The sequence below is a fragment of the Spongiactinospora sp. TRM90649 genome, from assembly GCF_029382225.1.
Lineage (GTDB): Bacteria > Actinomycetota > Actinomycetes > Streptosporangiales > Streptosporangiaceae > Spongiactinospora.
Genome location: NZ_JARLTC010000027.1, coordinates 136,501 through 150,594, shown reverse-complemented (window position 1 = coordinate 150,594; position 14,094 = coordinate 136,501). Strand labels below are relative to the sequence as shown.

At 70.6% G+C, this 14,094-nt stretch carries 18 protein-coding genes; 7 read left to right on the top strand and 11 right to left on the bottom strand.

Annotated features, from left to right (window positions below; all coding sequences use genetic code 11):
- Nucleotides 1–7 precede the first annotated feature (7 nt).
- Nucleotides 8–727: a GntR family transcriptional regulator gene (locus P3X83_RS28230; RefSeq protein WP_277308269.1), complete on the bottom strand. Its 720-nt coding sequence runs from the start codon at nucleotides 725–727 to the stop codon at nucleotides 8–10.
- Nucleotides 724–1,893 (bottom strand): 8-amino-7-oxononanoate synthase, encoded by a 1,170-nt coding sequence (locus tag P3X83_RS28225; RefSeq protein ID WP_277308268.1) that lies wholly within the window; start codon nucleotides 1,891–1,893, stop codon nucleotides 724–726. The genes P3X83_RS28230 and P3X83_RS28225 overlap by 4 nt, the downstream gene beginning before the upstream one ends.
- 161 nt (nucleotides 1,894–2,054) lie before the next feature.
- Here P3X83_RS28225 and P3X83_RS28220 point away from each other — a divergent pair, with 161 nt between their 5' ends.
- Nucleotides 2,055–3,575, top strand: coding sequence for a PAS domain-containing sensor histidine kinase (locus tag P3X83_RS28220; RefSeq protein ID WP_277308267.1), 1,521 nt, complete (start codon nucleotides 2,055–2,057; stop codon nucleotides 3,573–3,575).
- 178 nt (nucleotides 3,576–3,753) lie between these two features.
- Here P3X83_RS28220 and P3X83_RS28215 read toward each other — a convergent pair whose 3' ends face one another.
- Nucleotides 3,754–4,008, bottom strand: a complete 255-nt coding sequence (locus P3X83_RS28215) for a WhiB family transcriptional regulator (RefSeq protein WP_277308266.1) — start codon at nucleotides 4,006–4,008, stop codon at nucleotides 3,754–3,756.
- Between the two features lie 283 nt (nucleotides 4,009–4,291).
- The gene (locus P3X83_RS28210; protein WP_277308265.1) at nucleotides 4,292–5,254 is read right to left on the bottom strand and encodes a diacylglycerol kinase family protein; all 963 of its coding nucleotides are present in this window, start codon (nucleotides 5,252–5,254) and stop codon (nucleotides 4,292–4,294) included.
- Between the two features lie 74 nt (nucleotides 5,255–5,328).
- Between P3X83_RS28210 and P3X83_RS28205 the strand changes: the two genes are divergently transcribed.
- From P3X83_RS28205 to P3X83_RS28185, 5 genes are read left to right on the top strand one after another with little or no spacing between them, the layout of a single operon-like run.
- A complete protein-coding gene (locus P3X83_RS28205) occupies nucleotides 5,329–5,490 on the top strand; it encodes a hypothetical protein (RefSeq protein ID WP_277308264.1) in 162 nt (53 codons plus the stop codon).
- Nucleotides 5,491–5,545: 55 nt separating this feature from the next.
- A complete protein-coding gene (locus P3X83_RS28200; protein ID WP_277308263.1) occupies nucleotides 5,546–6,763 on the top strand; it encodes an aminopeptidase in 1,218 nt (405 codons plus the stop codon).
- A gap of 48 nt (nucleotides 6,764–6,811) precedes the next feature.
- Entirely contained in the window at nucleotides 6,812–7,414 is a 603-nt protein-coding gene (locus P3X83_RS28195; RefSeq protein WP_277308262.1) for a helix-turn-helix domain-containing protein, read from the top strand.
- Nucleotides 7,411–8,172, top strand: coding sequence for an SRPBCC domain-containing protein (locus P3X83_RS28190; RefSeq protein WP_277308261.1), 762 nt, complete (start codon nucleotides 7,411–7,413; stop codon nucleotides 8,170–8,172). The genes P3X83_RS28195 and P3X83_RS28190 overlap by 4 nt, the downstream gene beginning before the upstream one ends.
- 9 nt (nucleotides 8,173–8,181) lie before the next feature.
- Entirely contained in the window at nucleotides 8,182–8,577 is a 396-nt protein-coding gene (locus P3X83_RS28185; RefSeq protein WP_277308260.1) for a hypothetical protein, read from the top strand.
- A 26-nt stretch (nucleotides 8,578–8,603) separates the two neighbouring features.
- Here P3X83_RS28185 and P3X83_RS28180 read toward each other — a convergent pair whose 3' ends face one another.
- From P3X83_RS28180 to sodN, 3 genes are all read right to left on the bottom strand, one after another.
- Complete coding sequence (locus tag P3X83_RS28180; protein ID WP_111169729.1) at nucleotides 8,604–9,404, bottom strand: RNA polymerase sigma factor SigF; 801 nt, start codon at nucleotides 9,402–9,404, stop codon at nucleotides 8,604–8,606.
- Nucleotides 9,401–9,826: an anti-sigma factor gene (locus P3X83_RS28175; RefSeq protein ID WP_277308259.1), complete on the bottom strand. Its 426-nt coding sequence runs from the start codon at nucleotides 9,824–9,826 to the stop codon at nucleotides 9,401–9,403. The genes P3X83_RS28180 and P3X83_RS28175 overlap by 4 nt, the downstream gene beginning before the upstream one ends.
- Nucleotides 9,827–10,002: 176 nt before the next feature.
- Nucleotides 10,003–10,404: a superoxide dismutase, Ni gene (gene sodN / locus P3X83_RS28170; RefSeq protein WP_277308258.1), complete on the bottom strand. Its 402-nt coding sequence runs from the start codon at nucleotides 10,402–10,404 to the stop codon at nucleotides 10,003–10,005.
- A gap of 17 nt (nucleotides 10,405–10,421) precedes the next feature.
- Between sodN and P3X83_RS28165 the strand changes: the two genes are divergently transcribed.
- On the top strand, nucleotides 10,422–10,805 hold the full coding sequence (locus P3X83_RS28165; protein WP_346742755.1) for a S24/S26 family peptidase: 384 nt from the start codon (nucleotides 10,422–10,424) through the stop codon (nucleotides 10,803–10,805).
- A gap of 15 nt (nucleotides 10,806–10,820) precedes the next feature.
- On the opposite strand, the gene P3X83_RS28160 is transcribed toward P3X83_RS28165, so the two are convergent.
- Genes P3X83_RS28160 through P3X83_RS28145 form a run of 4 tightly spaced genes read right to left on the bottom strand, consistent with a single transcriptional unit; the run spans nucleotide 10,821 to nucleotide 13,867 of the window.
- Nucleotides 10,821–11,354, bottom strand: a complete 534-nt coding sequence (locus P3X83_RS28160) for a CGNR zinc finger domain-containing protein (RefSeq protein ID WP_277308257.1) — start codon at nucleotides 11,352–11,354, stop codon at nucleotides 10,821–10,823.
- Between the two features lie 44 nt (nucleotides 11,355–11,398).
- The gene (locus P3X83_RS28155; protein WP_277308256.1) at nucleotides 11,399–12,157 is read right to left on the bottom strand and encodes an amino acid ABC transporter ATP-binding protein; all 759 of its coding nucleotides are present in this window, start codon (nucleotides 12,155–12,157) and stop codon (nucleotides 11,399–11,401) included.
- A complete protein-coding gene (locus tag P3X83_RS28150) occupies nucleotides 12,154–12,993 on the bottom strand; it encodes an amino acid ABC transporter permease (RefSeq protein ID WP_277308255.1) in 840 nt (279 codons plus the stop codon). Before P3X83_RS28150 ends, P3X83_RS28155 begins: the two co-directional genes overlap by 4 nt.
- Nucleotides 12,994–12,997: 4 nt before the next feature.
- Nucleotides 12,998–13,867, bottom strand: a complete 870-nt coding sequence (locus P3X83_RS28145) for an ABC transporter substrate-binding protein (protein WP_277308254.1) — start codon at nucleotides 13,865–13,867, stop codon at nucleotides 12,998–13,000.
- Nucleotides 13,868–14,094: the final 227 nt, after the last annotated feature.

Here is a 14,094-nt window from a genome sequence, read left to right as displayed (position 1 = left end):
AAGGTCGTCACGGCCTGCGCAGGCGGGTGACGAACTTGTAGCGGTCGCCCCGGTAGAGGGACTGCGCCCACTCGACCGGGTTGCCGTCGGCGTCGAACGCGTGCCGGGTGAGCAGCAGCATCGGCAGGCCGACGTCGACGCCCAGGAGCTGGGCGTCGTACGGCGTCGCGAGCACCGTCTCGATTATCTCCTCGGCGTCCGTGAGCCGGACGCTGTACGCGTTGTGCAGCGTCTCATACAGCGAGGAGTGGGCCTCCAGCTCACGGCGCAGCCGGGGGAAGCGGCGCGCGGACAGGTGGGTGGTGTCCACCGACATCGGCTCGCCGTTCGCCAGCCGCAGGCGGTGGATGCGCAGCGCCCGCCCGCCCGGGTTGATGGCCAGCCGGCGGGCCAGCGCCTCCTCCGCGCTGACGTAGCTGATGTCCAGGATCTTGGTGTCCGGTTCCAGGCCGACCGTGCGCAGGTCGCCGGTGTACGAGGTCAGCTGGAGCACCTGGGCGACCTTGGGCTGCGCGACGAAGGTCCCCTTGCCCTGGATGCGCAGCAGCCGTCCTTCGACGACCAGCTCGGTCAACGCCTGCCGCACGGTGGTGCGCGAGGTCTCGAACCGCAGCGCGAGGGTGCGTTCGGGCGGCAGCGCGCTGCCCGGCGCCAGGCTCTTGGTCAGTTCGAGCAGGCTCCGTTTGACGTCGTAGTACTTCGGAACCCGAGGGGAGTCTTCTGTCACGCGTTCACCTTCATCTCGGCCACGGCGGTGAGCGCGACTCTGATCACCGCGAGATCATCGGAACCCAGATTCGCCCGTGCGGTCAACCGCAGGCAGGAACGACCTTCGGGAACCGAGGGCGGGCGAAAGCATCCGGCCCGCACTCCGTGCTCCGCGCAGACCGCCGCCGCCCGCAGCGCGGCTTCGGGCGGGCCGAGCACGACGGGCACGACCGCACCCGCCGGTTCGCCCGGGTCGGGGAGTCCGAGACCGGCCGCCATCGCGGCCAGCTCTCGCGCCCGTGACCTGGTGATTTCCGGGAGTTCAGGGTGGCTAGTCAGGATACCCACGGCGCACAGTGCCGCCGCCACACAGGCCGGCGCGAGACCGGTGTCGAAGATGAACGGCCGCCCGGTGTCGATCAGCGCGGTCATCACCTCGGGCGCTCCGAGCACCGCGCCGCCCTGCGATCCGAACGACTTGGACAGGGTGAGCGTCCGCACGATCGACGGCTCGCCCGCCAGCCCGGCCGCGTGGACCGCGCCCTTGCCGCCCTCGCCGACCACGCCCATGCCGTGCGCCTCGTCCACGATCAGCAGCGCGCCCTGGCGCACCACCGCCTGGTGCAGCTCGGCGATCGGCGCGATGTCGCCGTCCACGGAGAAGACCGAGTCGGTGACCACGACCGCGTGCTCCTCCGACCGGTCGGCCAGCGCCTTCTCCACGGCCTCGACGTCCTTGTGCGGGGTCACCACGACGCGGGCCCGCGACAGCCGGCAGGCGTCCACGAGCGACGCGTGGTTGCCCGCGTCGGAGACCACCAGCGCGCCGCGCCCGGCCGTGGCCGTGACGGCGGCCAGGTTCGCCAGGTAGCCGGAGGAGAGCACCAGCGCGCCCGGCGCCCCCGCGAACGCGCGCAGTGCCTCCTCCAGCTCGGCGTGCAGCGTGGTGGAGCCGGTGACCAGCCGTGACCCGGTCGAGCCGGTGCCCCAGGTGGCGGCGGCCTCGGCGGCGGCCCGTGCCAGGCGCGGGTCGCGCGCCAGCCCGAGATAGTCGTTGGACGCGAGGTCGAGAAGGCCGTCGTCGTCGGGGGTACGAGGCCGCAGCGCGCGTGTCAGGCCCGCCGCGGCCCTGGTGGCCGCGGCGTCCCTGAAACGTTCCAGCGGATCTAACCGGGTGGGGTGCATACCGTATTGTCGCAAGTACCGTGAGCGTGTTCGGCAACGGGTGGTGATCGGAGTGTTTCCGTCGATCACGAGCCGCTGACCAGGCGCTCCGGCGTGCTCCGCGGCGGCTTCACCAGTGGGCCGGTTTGGACCCCGGGCGGTGCAGCACGCATGATGCACAGGTGCCGACACTCAGCGACCTGGCCCTCAGCCACACCGCACTCGACGACGCCGACCTGGACTGGATGCACTCGCTGGTCTCCGACTGGCAACTGCTCGCCGACCTGTCCTTCGCCGACCTCATCCTGTGGGTGCCGCTGCGCGACGGTTCCGGCTGGATCGCGGTGGCGCAGATGCGCCCGACCACGGGCCCGACGGTCTACCACGACGACGTGGTCGGCTCGGTGGTCGCCAGGGGCGAGCGCCCGCTGATCGACACGGCGTGGAACGAGCGGCGCATCTGCCGCGAGGGCGATCCCGACTGGTCCAGCGGGGTTCCGGTGCGGGAGGAGACCATCCCGGTACGGCGGGCCGTCCCCGAGGCGGCGCCGGTGCGCGACTACTCGCAGGAGATCCCCACCGGGCACTTCGTCGGGGTGATCCAGCGCTCGACGAACCTGTCGTCGGCGCGCACGCCGTCCAGGCTGGAGCTGACCTACCTGCAGAGCGCCTCCGACCTGGCCCAGATGGTGGCCGAAGGCCGCTTCCCGTTCTCCGGCGACGAGCCGATCCTGGTGCGCTCGCCGCGCGTCGGCGACGGCCTGCTGCGGCTCGACCGCGCCGGGCGCGTCACCTACGCCTCGCCGAACGCGCTGTCGGCCTACCGCAGGCTCGGCCTGAACGCCGACCTGGTCGGGGCCGAGCTGGGTAAGGTGACGGCCGCGCTGTGCTACGGGGACGAGCCCGTGGACGAGTCGCTGATCATCGTGGCCAGCGGGCGCGCGCCGAAGGAGACCGAGGTCGAGTCGGGCGGCACGATCGTCCAGCTCAGGGCGATCCCGCTGATCGTGGGCGGCGGCAGGATCGGGGCGCTGGTGCTCATCCGCGACGTCACCGAGCTGCGGCGGCGCGAGCGGGAGCTGATGACCAAGGACGCCACGATCCGTGAGATCCATCACCGGGTGAAGAACAACCTGCAGACGGTCGCGGCGCTGCTGCGGCTGCAGGCCAGGCGGCTGCAGGTGCGCGAGGGCCGGGAGGCGCTGGAGGAGGCGGTACGGCGGGTCGGCTCGATCGCCATCGTGCACGAGACGTTGTCGCACGCGCCGGAGGAGTTCGTCGACTTCGACGACATCGCCGACCGGGTGATCGCCATGACGGGGGAGGTGTCGTCACCGGAGGCGCAGGTCGTACCGCGCCGGGAGGGCTCGTTCGGGGTGCTGCCCGCGGCGATCGCCACGCCACTGGCGATGGTGCTCACCGAGTTGTTGCAGAACGCGATGCAGCACGGGTTCGCGCAGCGAAGCGGGAAGCTGTCGGTGGTGGTGACGCGCGAGGCGGAACGCCTGGACGTGCTGGTGCTGGACGACGGGGCGGGCCTGCCCGCCGATTTCGACCTGGAGACCTCGACCAGCCTGGGCCTGCAGATCGTGCGCACGCTGGTGGTGGGGGAGCTTTCGGGCCGCCTGCGGGTAGAGCCGCGCGCGGGCGGAGGAACCGAGGTCAGCCTGACCCTGCCGCTTCCGGCACCCTCGAATCAGTGACCCGGGACACAGGGGCCGACTCAGTGACCATATACTTCGTCCCCAGGTGGCGTTATGGTCGCGCCGCACTGGGGACGTAGGGGGATCGGTTCGGCTGGTGAATCCGCTGGTGAGCCGGCGAGAGGTCTCGTCCGGGCATGCGGGAGAATCGTCGGGGAGGGGTTCGTGGGTAAGATGCTCAGGCGCTGGCCCTGGCACGAGCGCGGGCGGTACGACGCTTGAGCGCGCGGCGCTCGTCCTCGCTCAGCCCGCCCCAGACACCGGCGTCCTGTCCGGACGACAGCGCCCACGTGAGGCAGGCCTCACTGACAGTGCACTGACGGCAGACCTGCTTGGCCTCTTCGATTTGCAGCAGAGCGGGCCCGGTGTTGCCGATCGGGAAGAACAGCTCGGGGTCCACGTCACGGCAGGCAGCTACGTGGCGCCAGTCCATGCGTTCCACTCCTTCATCAGGTGGAGCGTGGTAGCTCCGTCGGCGGCATACTTTGTGAAGAGTTTCACTAACTCCTGCGAACGACTTCCCGAGCCGTTGTGCGGCGCGGAAGGCTGCTCTGATCGCCGGTGGGCCTGCTGAACCGGGGTTCTTGGCTCAAAGGTCCTACGTTCCGACGTCAACTTGAGATTGTCAGCCACGCTGCGTGCACGCAAGGGGTTTGGGGCGAAGTTTTGGCGGAAATGGCTGTCGGATGCGTCACACTATGACCGAATGTAACCGGCTAGAGCAGAACTTGTAACGCGGCGGGTGTGGAGCGGTACGTGACCTGCTCACGTTCCCCAAGGTAGTCCCCGTCAAGCTGGAAGGCCACGGGACGCGACGCGGTCAGTGTGAATTCCGCCTCATCGTGCAGTTGAACCAGGTGCCTGCCCTTGGGCAACGTCTGCGGAAGGCCCACGATCTGCGGTGCCACCTGGGCCATGACATGCGGGCCGAGCCGCCGTAGAGCCAGCATGTCAAGTCCGGTCTCGAAGCTCGCCCAGGGGGTCGGGCTGACGGGCCGGTCGCCGATGTAGGTCCACGGTGTGGTATTGCAGATGATCGCCAGGAAGATTCCCTCGGCGGCGGGGATTCCGGGACCACGGAGCGTAATCGGCGGGTCGTGGTGGTCGGTCATGAAATAGTGCCGCAGCATGGTCGCCACATAGCGGGCGGGCGTCGCCTTGAACCCGGCTCCGCGCAGTCCTTCCACGGCGCGGATGACCTCGGCGTCGAACCCCATGCCCGAGCAGAAGGTGAAATACCTGCTCTGGTCGTCCCACAGGGCCTGCCCCAGGCCCACCACCCGGCGTCGGCCCTCGCGCAGGGCCTCCAGCACGGCTCCGGTGGCCTGCACCGGATCGTTGGGCAGGCCGAGTGCCCGCGCGAAGACGTTGGCGCTTCCGCCGGGGATCACGATCAGTCCCGGCCGGTCCTCCGCGCCGCCGGCCGTATCGCCGGTGCGTCCGTTGACCGGGTTGAGCAGGCCGTTCACGGCCTCGTTGATGGTTCCATCGCCGCCCAGGACGGCGACCGCGTCGTAGCCCTTGGCGTGCGCGGTGGCGGCCAGCGTGGCGGCGTGCCCCCGGTAGCCGGTCTCCTCTACCGACAGGTCCACGGCGGCGCTCAACGCCCGGATCAGCACGTCGCGCGTGCGCGCGTTCGTGGTCGTCGCCTTGGGGTTCACCAGGAGCATGGCCCGCATTCCGCCAGGGTATCCACCCCATGGGTAGTACTTCGCCCGCATTCGACAGGGAATGCGATTGTCTTCCCGTTGCGGTGGGTTGGTCACCATCGCGGATCACCGTCCCGGCCGAGGCCGTCGAGCTGATCGGCCGGGCCGCCGCCCTGGTGCACGGCAAGGCCGGCCCGCCGCGCTCCGGCGAGCGCCTCAAGGTCAGCATGACCGCGTTACTCCTGGAACTGCGCGACGAGCGATGACCCGCCTCCTGCCGCTGGACCATGAAGATCACCGCCACCCCCCGAGGAGAGAGCGATGAACGTTCCCGCAAGTGAGCTGGCCCGCTACGCCGACATCGTCTTCGACGTGGCCGTGCCCGTCCTGGCCGGAGACCGGGTGCTGATCAACGGCGAGATCGAGCACGCGCCGCTGACCAGGGCCCTCGCCGAGGCCGCGTACGCCCGGGGCGCCCGCTACGTGGACATCTGGTACTTCGACCCGTACGCCAGGCGGTCCCGGGTCAGGCACGCCGGGCAGGACACCCTCGGCGAGATCCCGTCCTGGCTGGACCTGCGCAACGAGGAACTGGGCCGCGAGTGCGGCGTCCTGATCAACCTGTGCGGGCTCGCCACGCCCGACCTGCTCTCCGGGGCCGACCCGGTGCGGGCCGGGCTCGACCGCATGCCGAGGATGCCCTCCAGGCAGCGGATCCAGCTCGGCAGCCTGGTCCGCTGGGCCATCGTGGCGTGCCCGACCGCCGAGTGGGCCCGCGCGGTCTTCGGCGAGCCGGACGAGGCCCGTCTGTGGGAGAGCCTGCGTCCCGTGCTGCGCCTGGACCGGCCCGACCCCGTCGCCGCCTGGCACGAGCGGATCGCCGAGCTGCAGGCCCGTGCCGGGGTGCTGAACGGCATGGGCCTTTCGGCCGTCCGCTTCGAGGGCCCCGGCACCGACCTGACCATCGGCCTGCTGCCCGGCGCGCACTGGGCGACGGCGCGGCTGGAGTCGGCCAGGGGCCATGTATTCCAGGCCAACCTGCCCACCGAGGAGGTGTTCACCACCCCCGACCACCGCCGGGTAGACGGCACCGTCCGCTCCACGCGCCCGCTCGTGCTCAACGGGAGCGTGATCCGCGACCTGGAGCTGACGTTCGCCGGGGGAGTCGTGACGGAGGTACGCGCCGGCGAGGGCGCGGAGCTGGTGCGCACCCACCAGGCGACCGATGTGGGCGCGGCCCGGCTCGGGGAGGTGGCCCTCGTGGACGGCTCCTCGCCGATCGGGCGCTCGGGTATCACCTACCTGGAGACCCTGCTCGACGAGAACGCCACCTGCCACCTGGCCTGGGGCGCGGGCTTGCCGCCCGGCGTCCCCGAGCCGCTGCGCGGCCTGGACGCCGCCGGGCTCGACGCGGCCGGGGTGAACGTCTCCACGGTGCACATCGACTTCATGGTGGGCGGCCCGGAGGTCACCGTCACCGGCATCGGCCCCGACGGCGGGGCGATCGAGCTGCTGCGTGACGACGAGTGGCAGGTCTGAGCCGCGCCTCAATTGACAGAAAAAACTGTCTAATGGCAGGATCGCCTCATGGCGACGAGAAGACTGCTCGACGAGCCGGAACGGCTGCGGCGCGCGCTGTCGCCGGTCCGGCGGCGGATCCTGGCCCGGCTGCGCGAACCCGCGTCGGCCGCGCAGCTCGCCGCCGAGTTCGACATGCCACGCCAGCGCATCGGCTACCACCTGCGCGAGCTTGAGGCGCACGGCCTGGTCGAACTGGTGGAGGAGCGGCGCAGGCGCGGGTTCGTGGAACGGGTGCTCAGGGCCGGCGCAGAGGCGTACGTGGTCGATCCGGACGTGCTCGGCGAACGCCGGGCCGACGTGGACGACCTCGACCGGCACGCCGCAGAGCACCTGCTGGGGGTCACGTCGCGCACCGTGCGCGACGTGACCCGCATGCAGACGGCCGCCGAGCAGGAGGGCACCCGCCTGCTCACCTTCACGGTGGAGACCGAGGTGCGGTTCGCCCAGCCGGGCGACGTGCACCGCTTCACCGACGCGCTCGCCGCGGCGATCGGCGAGGTGGTCGCGGCCTTCGACACGCCGGACGGCCGGCCGTACCGCGTGGTCGGCACCGGCCACCCGGCGCCCCGGCGATCAGATGAGACCGAGCAGAGCGGAGAAGACACATGACTGAAACGCGCATCGAGGTCACGATCGGGGCCCCGGTCGAGCAGGTGTGGCAGGCGGTCCGGGACCCCGAGCTGATCAGGCGCTGGCACGGCTGGCACTTCGGCGACGCGACGGACGGCCTCGACGATGAGATCCGCTTCATCTACGTCGACCACGCCAAGGACGTGAACCCCGAGGCGCACTCGTTCATCGTCCAGGACAGCGACCGGTTCGCCCTCCAGGAGACCGCCGAGGGCGGCACGCTGGTCCGGATCACCCGCGCCCCGCGCGGCACCCACCCCGAGTGGGACGCCTACTACGACGACATCACCGAGGGCTGGACGGCCTTCCTGGTCCAGCTCCGCTTCGCGATGGAGCGGCACGCCCTGGCCGAGCGCCGCATGGTCGCGCTCACCGGCACCCCGCGCGAGGGGGCGGCGTTCGAGGCGCTGGGCATCGCCGCGGCGGCGGCCCTGCCGGTCGGCGCGGCGTACACCGCCACCGCCGCGACCGGCGACGCGCTCGCGGGCGAGGTCTACGCCCGCTCGGAGAACCAGGTCGTGCTGACGATCGACAGACTGGGCGACAGACTGGGCGACGGCATCGGCGACGGCCTGCTGGTCGCCTCCCGGAGCGGCGGCTTCACCGCGCTGCTCACCCTGTACGGCACCGGCGACGATGAGTTCACCGAGATCGCCGGCCGCTGGACCACCTGGTGGAACACCGTCAAGAGCACCGAGCAGAGCGCCGAGGCGGAGACCGCGACTCCGGCGCAGTAGGCTCGGCGCGTGTCGAAGCGTCCGCTTAGCTTGGTCGTCGCCGCCGTGATCCTGGCGGTGGAGGGGCTCGTCGCCTTCGTGCTGGGCTGCGTCGTCGGTGTGCTGACGGTGACGTCCCGCCCGTCGGACCTGGTCACCTCGATCGTCGTCGCCGCCTTCGGGCTGCTGGTCGGCGCGGGCCTGATCTGGGTGGGCTGGGGCCTGTTCACCGCGCAGCGATGGGGCCGCTCGCCCGCGGTGCTCACCCAGATCATCGCGGTGCCGGTGGCGATCACGCTGATCGAGTCGGGGCAGCCGGCGATGGGCGTGCCCCTCATCGTGGCCGCGGCGGTCGCGGCGGTCGGGCTGCTCGCACCGCCCACCACGCGGGCGCTGTACGGCGACGACCCGCGACCCGGCGACTGAGCGGGGCGCCCCGCCCGTCGCGTGGGTCAGTCGTCGGCGGTCAGGCCCTCGCGGAGCTGGGCCAGCGTGCGGGCCAGCAGCCGCGAGACGTGCATCTGTGAGATGCCCAGTTCGGTGGCGATCTGCGACTGGGTCATGTTGCCGAAGAACCGCAGCAGCAGGATGCGCTTCTCGCGCGGCGGCAGGCGTTCGAGCAGCGGCTTGAGCGACTCGCGGTATTCGACGCCCTCCAGGGAGTCGTCCACGATGCCGAGCGAGTCGGCCACCGCGGGCGCGTCGTCGTCGCCCGAGTCGGGCGCGTCGAGGGAGACGGTGGAGTAGGCGTTGGCCGACTCCAGGCCCTCCAGCACCTCTTCCTCGCTCATCTGCAGGTGGGCGGCCAGCTCGCCGACGGTGGGCGCGCGGCCCTCCCGCTGGGACAGCTCGCTGATCGCCTTGGTCAGCGAGAGCTTCAGCTCCTGCAGCCGGCGGGGCACCCGGACGGCCCAGCCCTTGTCACGGAAGTGCCGCTTGATCTCGCCGACGATGGTCGGCGTGGCGTAGGTGGAGAACTCGACCCCGCGCGCGAGGTCGAAGCGGTCGATCGACTTGATCAGCCCGATGGTGGCCACCTGGGTGAGGTCGTCGAGCCACTCGCCCCGGTTGCGGAACCGCCGGGCCAGGTACTCCACCAGTGGCAGGTGCAGTTCGACCAGTTCGTCGCGGATCCGCTGGCGGCGCGGCTCCTCGGGAGCGAGCTCGGCCAGTTCGGCGAAGAGCGTGCGGGCGCGCACCCGGTCGGGCACCGCGTCCTCGCCGGCCGCCATGGCACGTGTCCTTTCCGTCACGCCGGCCTCGCCGCGCCTCGGCGCTTGCGCAGCACGATGGCCATGCGGTCGGGGGAGTCGGTCACCGCGTCGACGTCGTCGGCCAGCGCCGTGAGCACCATCCAGGCGAAGTCGTCACGCGGCGGCGCGGAGCTGCCGACCGTGGCGACTTCGACGCTGACCTGCATCTCCTGCCCGGTCAGCTCGAACTCGGCGGTGAGGTCGGTGCCCGGCACAGCCTGGCTGAGCAGCATGGCGCACGCCTCGTCGACCGCTATCCGCAGATCCTCGATCTCGTCGAGCGTGAAGTCGAGCCGTGCGGCGAGGCCTGCGGTAGCCGTACGCAGCACGGACAGATAGGCACTCGCGGCGGGCAGCCGTACGCTGACGACGTCGCGGATCCCGGCCCTGCCTTCCACGCGCGTCTCGGTTTCCTCTGTCACGTTCCTCCTCAGGCCAGCGGGCGTGCATTGCCGCTGACTGCAACTTACCGCCCTCAGAGACCACTTGGCGGCCTGAGACTCGCGATCATGGGAAAATGCTGAGGCCCCGTGTGATGTCTCATCACACGGGGCCCATACACCCAAGATGATGCCTAATCCAGACAGATCAGGGCGACTCAGGCGGCCTTCGTCTCCTTGAAGATCTCCGAGATGCGGCCGATCTTCGACAGGAGGTCGTCGGCCTTGGTGACGTCGACGGTGCCCTTGGCGCCGGCGGCCCCCGCGAGCTTGGTGGCCTCCCAGAAGAGCTGGTGCAGCTCGGGGTACTTCTCCAGGTGCGGCGGCTTGAAGTAGTCCGTCCACAGCACCCACAGGTGATGCTTGACCAGCTCGGCCCGCTCTTCCTTGATCGTCAGAGCGCGGGAGCGGAATACCGGGTCGTCGTTGGCGGCGTACTTCTCCATGATCGCCTTGACGGACTCGGCCTCGATCCGCGCCTGAGCCGGGTCGTACACCCCGCACGGCAGGTCGCAGTGCGCGGACGCCACCTGCTTGGGGCGCAGCAGTCGTGCGAGCATCGGAATTTCCTTCCTTGATGCTGATGTCAGCATGGTCCGGTACCCGACCTTACTCGGCTAGATTCGACCCGCGCGGGAGGGGGCTGTTCGCCGTGAGGGTGCGTGTCGAAGGGGATTCCATGCTTCCGGCCCTGCGACCAGGAGACTGCCTGGTCGTGCTCCGGTCCGTCCAGGTGCGTCCCGGCGATCTCGTGGTGGCCCGCCTTCCCGGCGACGAGTCCCGGCTCATCGTCAAGCGGGTGGCCTGGCGCGAGGGCGACGGCGGGTGGTGGCTGGAGAGCGACAACCAGCGGGCCGCGGGCCGTCGTGACAGCTGGGACTTCGGCCCGCTGCCGCCCGGCCTGCTGGTGGGCAGGGTCGTGCTGCGCTACTGGCCGCCGCGCCTGCCCGGGCGGGGCTGAGCCGTCATTGAGCCGTCAGACGGCCACGCTGCGCTTGCGCGCCCGGTAGGCGGCGACGTTGGCGCGGCTGGAGCAGCGCTCGGAGCAGTAGCGCCGCGACCGATTGGATGAGGTGTCGAGGAACGCCCGGCGGCACGGCGCGGCCCGGCACAGGCCCAGGCGGTCCACCCCCAGGTCGGTCACCAGCGCGGCCAGGCCCATCACGCAGCCGACGGTGTACTGGTCGGAGATGCGCCCGCCCTCGGTCAGGTGCAGGTGCCAGCGCTCGCCGTCGTGGCCGGAGATCTGCGGGTGGATCGGGTGGCGGACCAGCAGCCCGTTCAGCCGCTCCACCGCGGCCTCGTCGTCGCCCGCGTCGGCGTGCTCGAAGATCGTCACCAGCTCGTCGCGCAGGCCGCGCATCGCGTCGAGATCGGCCCTGGTGGCCCGCGCGGCCAGTGCCCCGCGCCCGGACTCGTGCAGCAGCGCGCGGAGCCCCTCCAGGCTCTCCAGGCGGCCCGAGCCGTTGACCAGCAGGACGGCCAGCTCGGCGTACGTGGTCAGATCCACTGCGCCTCAGATCGTCACGTAATGGACGGTGGACCAGACGAGTATTACACGCGATCGGTGCGGACATGTGTCGGATCCAGCACGCGCCGCAGGAACGTGCGGGTCCGCTCGTGCTCGGGACGTCCGATGACCTGGCCCGGCGGGCCGTCCTCCACGATCACCCCGGCGTCCATGAACACCACGCGGTCGGCCACCTCCCGGGCGAAGGCCATCTCGTGGGTCACCACCAGCATGGTCATGCCCTCCTCCGCCAGGTCGCGCATCACCGTCAGCACGTCGCCCACCAGCTCGGGGTCGAGCGCCGAGGTCGGCTCGTCGAACAGCATCAGCGCCGGATCCATCGCCAGCGCCCGCGCGATGGCCGCCCGCTGCTGCTGCCCGCCGGAGAGCTGCGCCGGGTAGGACCCGGCCTTGTCGGCCAGGCCGACGCGCTCCAGGTTGGCGCGTGCCACGGATTCCGCCTCGGCCCCGCCGCGCCCGAGCACCCGCTCCTGCGCGATCGTCACGTTGCGCAGCACGGTCAGGTGGGAGAACAGGTTGAACTGCTGGAACACCATGCCGATCCGGCGGCGGGCCGCGTCGATGTCGGTGTCGGGGTCGGTCAGCTCCACGCCGTCCACCACTACCCGGCCGGAGGTGGGCCGCTCAAGCAGGTTCACGCACCGCAGCAGCGTGGACTTGCCCGACCCGGAGGGGCCGATCACGCAGACCACCTGGCCGGACTCCACGCTGAAGTCGATGCCGCGCAGCACCTCCAGCTGCCCGAAGCGCTTGTGCAGGTCCCGGATCTCCACCGCGGTCACTGGCGGCCCCCTTGGCGTCGTTCGAGCCGCCTGGCCAGGTAGCCCAGCGGGATCGTGATGATCAGGTAGGCGGCCCCCGAGACCAGGATCGGGGTCGGGCTGGAGAACGTCGAGGACTGGTCGTTGCCGAACTTGGCCAGCTCGACCTGCCCCGCCGTGACGCCCAGGAACAGCACCAGCGAGGAGTCCTTGAACAGCAGGACCAGCTCGTTGGTGAGCGGCGGGATGACGATCCTGATCGCCTGCGGGAGCACGATCGTGACCATCGCCCGCAGGTACGGCATGCCGAGCGAGCGCGCCGCCTCCATCTGCCCCCTCGGCACCGCCTGGATGCCCGCGCGGAACGTCTCGGCCATGTAGGCGGCGGAGACCAGGCCGAGGCCGAGGGCGGCCATGCCGTACACGCCACCGGGCAGGGTGAAGCTGGGGAACGCCAGCGGCAGCGCGCCGATCATGAGGAAGATGACCAGCGCGGGCAGCCCGCGGAAGATCTCGATGTAGGCGGCGGAGATCCACCGGTAGGGGGCGATCGACGACAGCCGCATCAGCGCGAGCACCAGGCCCAGGGCGAACCCCAGGACGAAGCCGCTGAGCGTGTAGACGACGGTGTTCTTCAGCGCGACGGTGAACAGGTCGGGCAGCCCGTCGGCGGCCACCTCGGCGTTGAAGAACGCCTGCCCGATCGCGGGCCAGTCGGCCAGCAGGGCGAGCACCACGACGACGGCCGCGAGGATCGTGTACTGGACGCCCCGGCTGACGCGCTGCCGTCTGCGCGGGCTCAGCCTGGGGCGCGGGCTCGCGTCGGTTCGCGAGCCGTCCGCTCGCGGTCCGGACACGCGCTCACGACCCGGACGGGGCAGGGGTGGGCTCCTCGCCGATCCACTTCTTGTAGATCGCGTCGTAGGCGCCGTCGGACTTGGCCTGCTGGATGACCTCGTCGACGACCTTCTTCAGCGCGGTGTTGCCCTTCTTCATGCCGATGCCGTACTTCTCTCCGGTGTCGAGGGAGGCGACCAGCTCGAACTTCGCGCCGATGTCGGGCTTCTTCAGCCAGGTCGCCACGACGGCGAGGTCCTGCACGATGACGTCGGCCTGGCCGGTCTGCAGGCCGAGCAGCTCCTTGGGGGAGTCGGCGAACTCGATCGGGTCGAAGCCCTGCTTCCTGACGTGGTCGAGGCCGGTCGTGGACGCCTGGGCGCCCAGCGTGAGGCCCTTGGCCTTGACGTCGGCCAGGGAGGTGACCCCGCTGCCCTTCTTTGCCATCAGCGCCTGGGTCGCGTCGAAGTAGGGGGCCGAGAAGGTCAGGTTCTTCTCCCGGTCGGGAGTGATCGTCATACCTGCGGCGGCCAGGTCGCACCGGTTGGAGTTGAGTGCGGCGCCGCTCTTGATGGCGGCGAAGTCGATGTCGACGATCTCCTGCGTGACGCCGAGCCGCTTGGCGACCAGGTCGACGATGTCCACGTCGAAGCCGACGACCTTCTGGCCCTGCTTGAACTGGAAGGGCTCGTAGGGGACGTTGGTGCAGGTGGTGAGCTTGCCGGCGTGGACCAGCCGTACGCCTTCCTGGCCGGTGGCCTGGGCGCCGGTGGTGCCGCCGCCGGACGATCCGCATCCGGCCAGCAACAGTGCGGACACCAGCGCCGCCGCTCCCGCTGCGGTCGTACGGCGGCGCGTCGCGGTCGTCCATGGACGCGTGGCACGAAGGGCCATGGTCGTCCTCCTAGTGTGGTTTGACCAGATTTGGTGAGTCACGGGTAGTTTTTGGGCAATTACTACTGGCGGGTTAACCGATTGTCAACAGGGGAATGTCAATGTGACAGTCAAGTCTTACCTCTCCGTCCGGTGCCGCACACCCCAAGGCCGCGCCGGTGGCGAGATGTGGCACAATCGAGCAACGGGTGACCCCCGTGCCCCCTCTCACCGCACGACCGCAACCG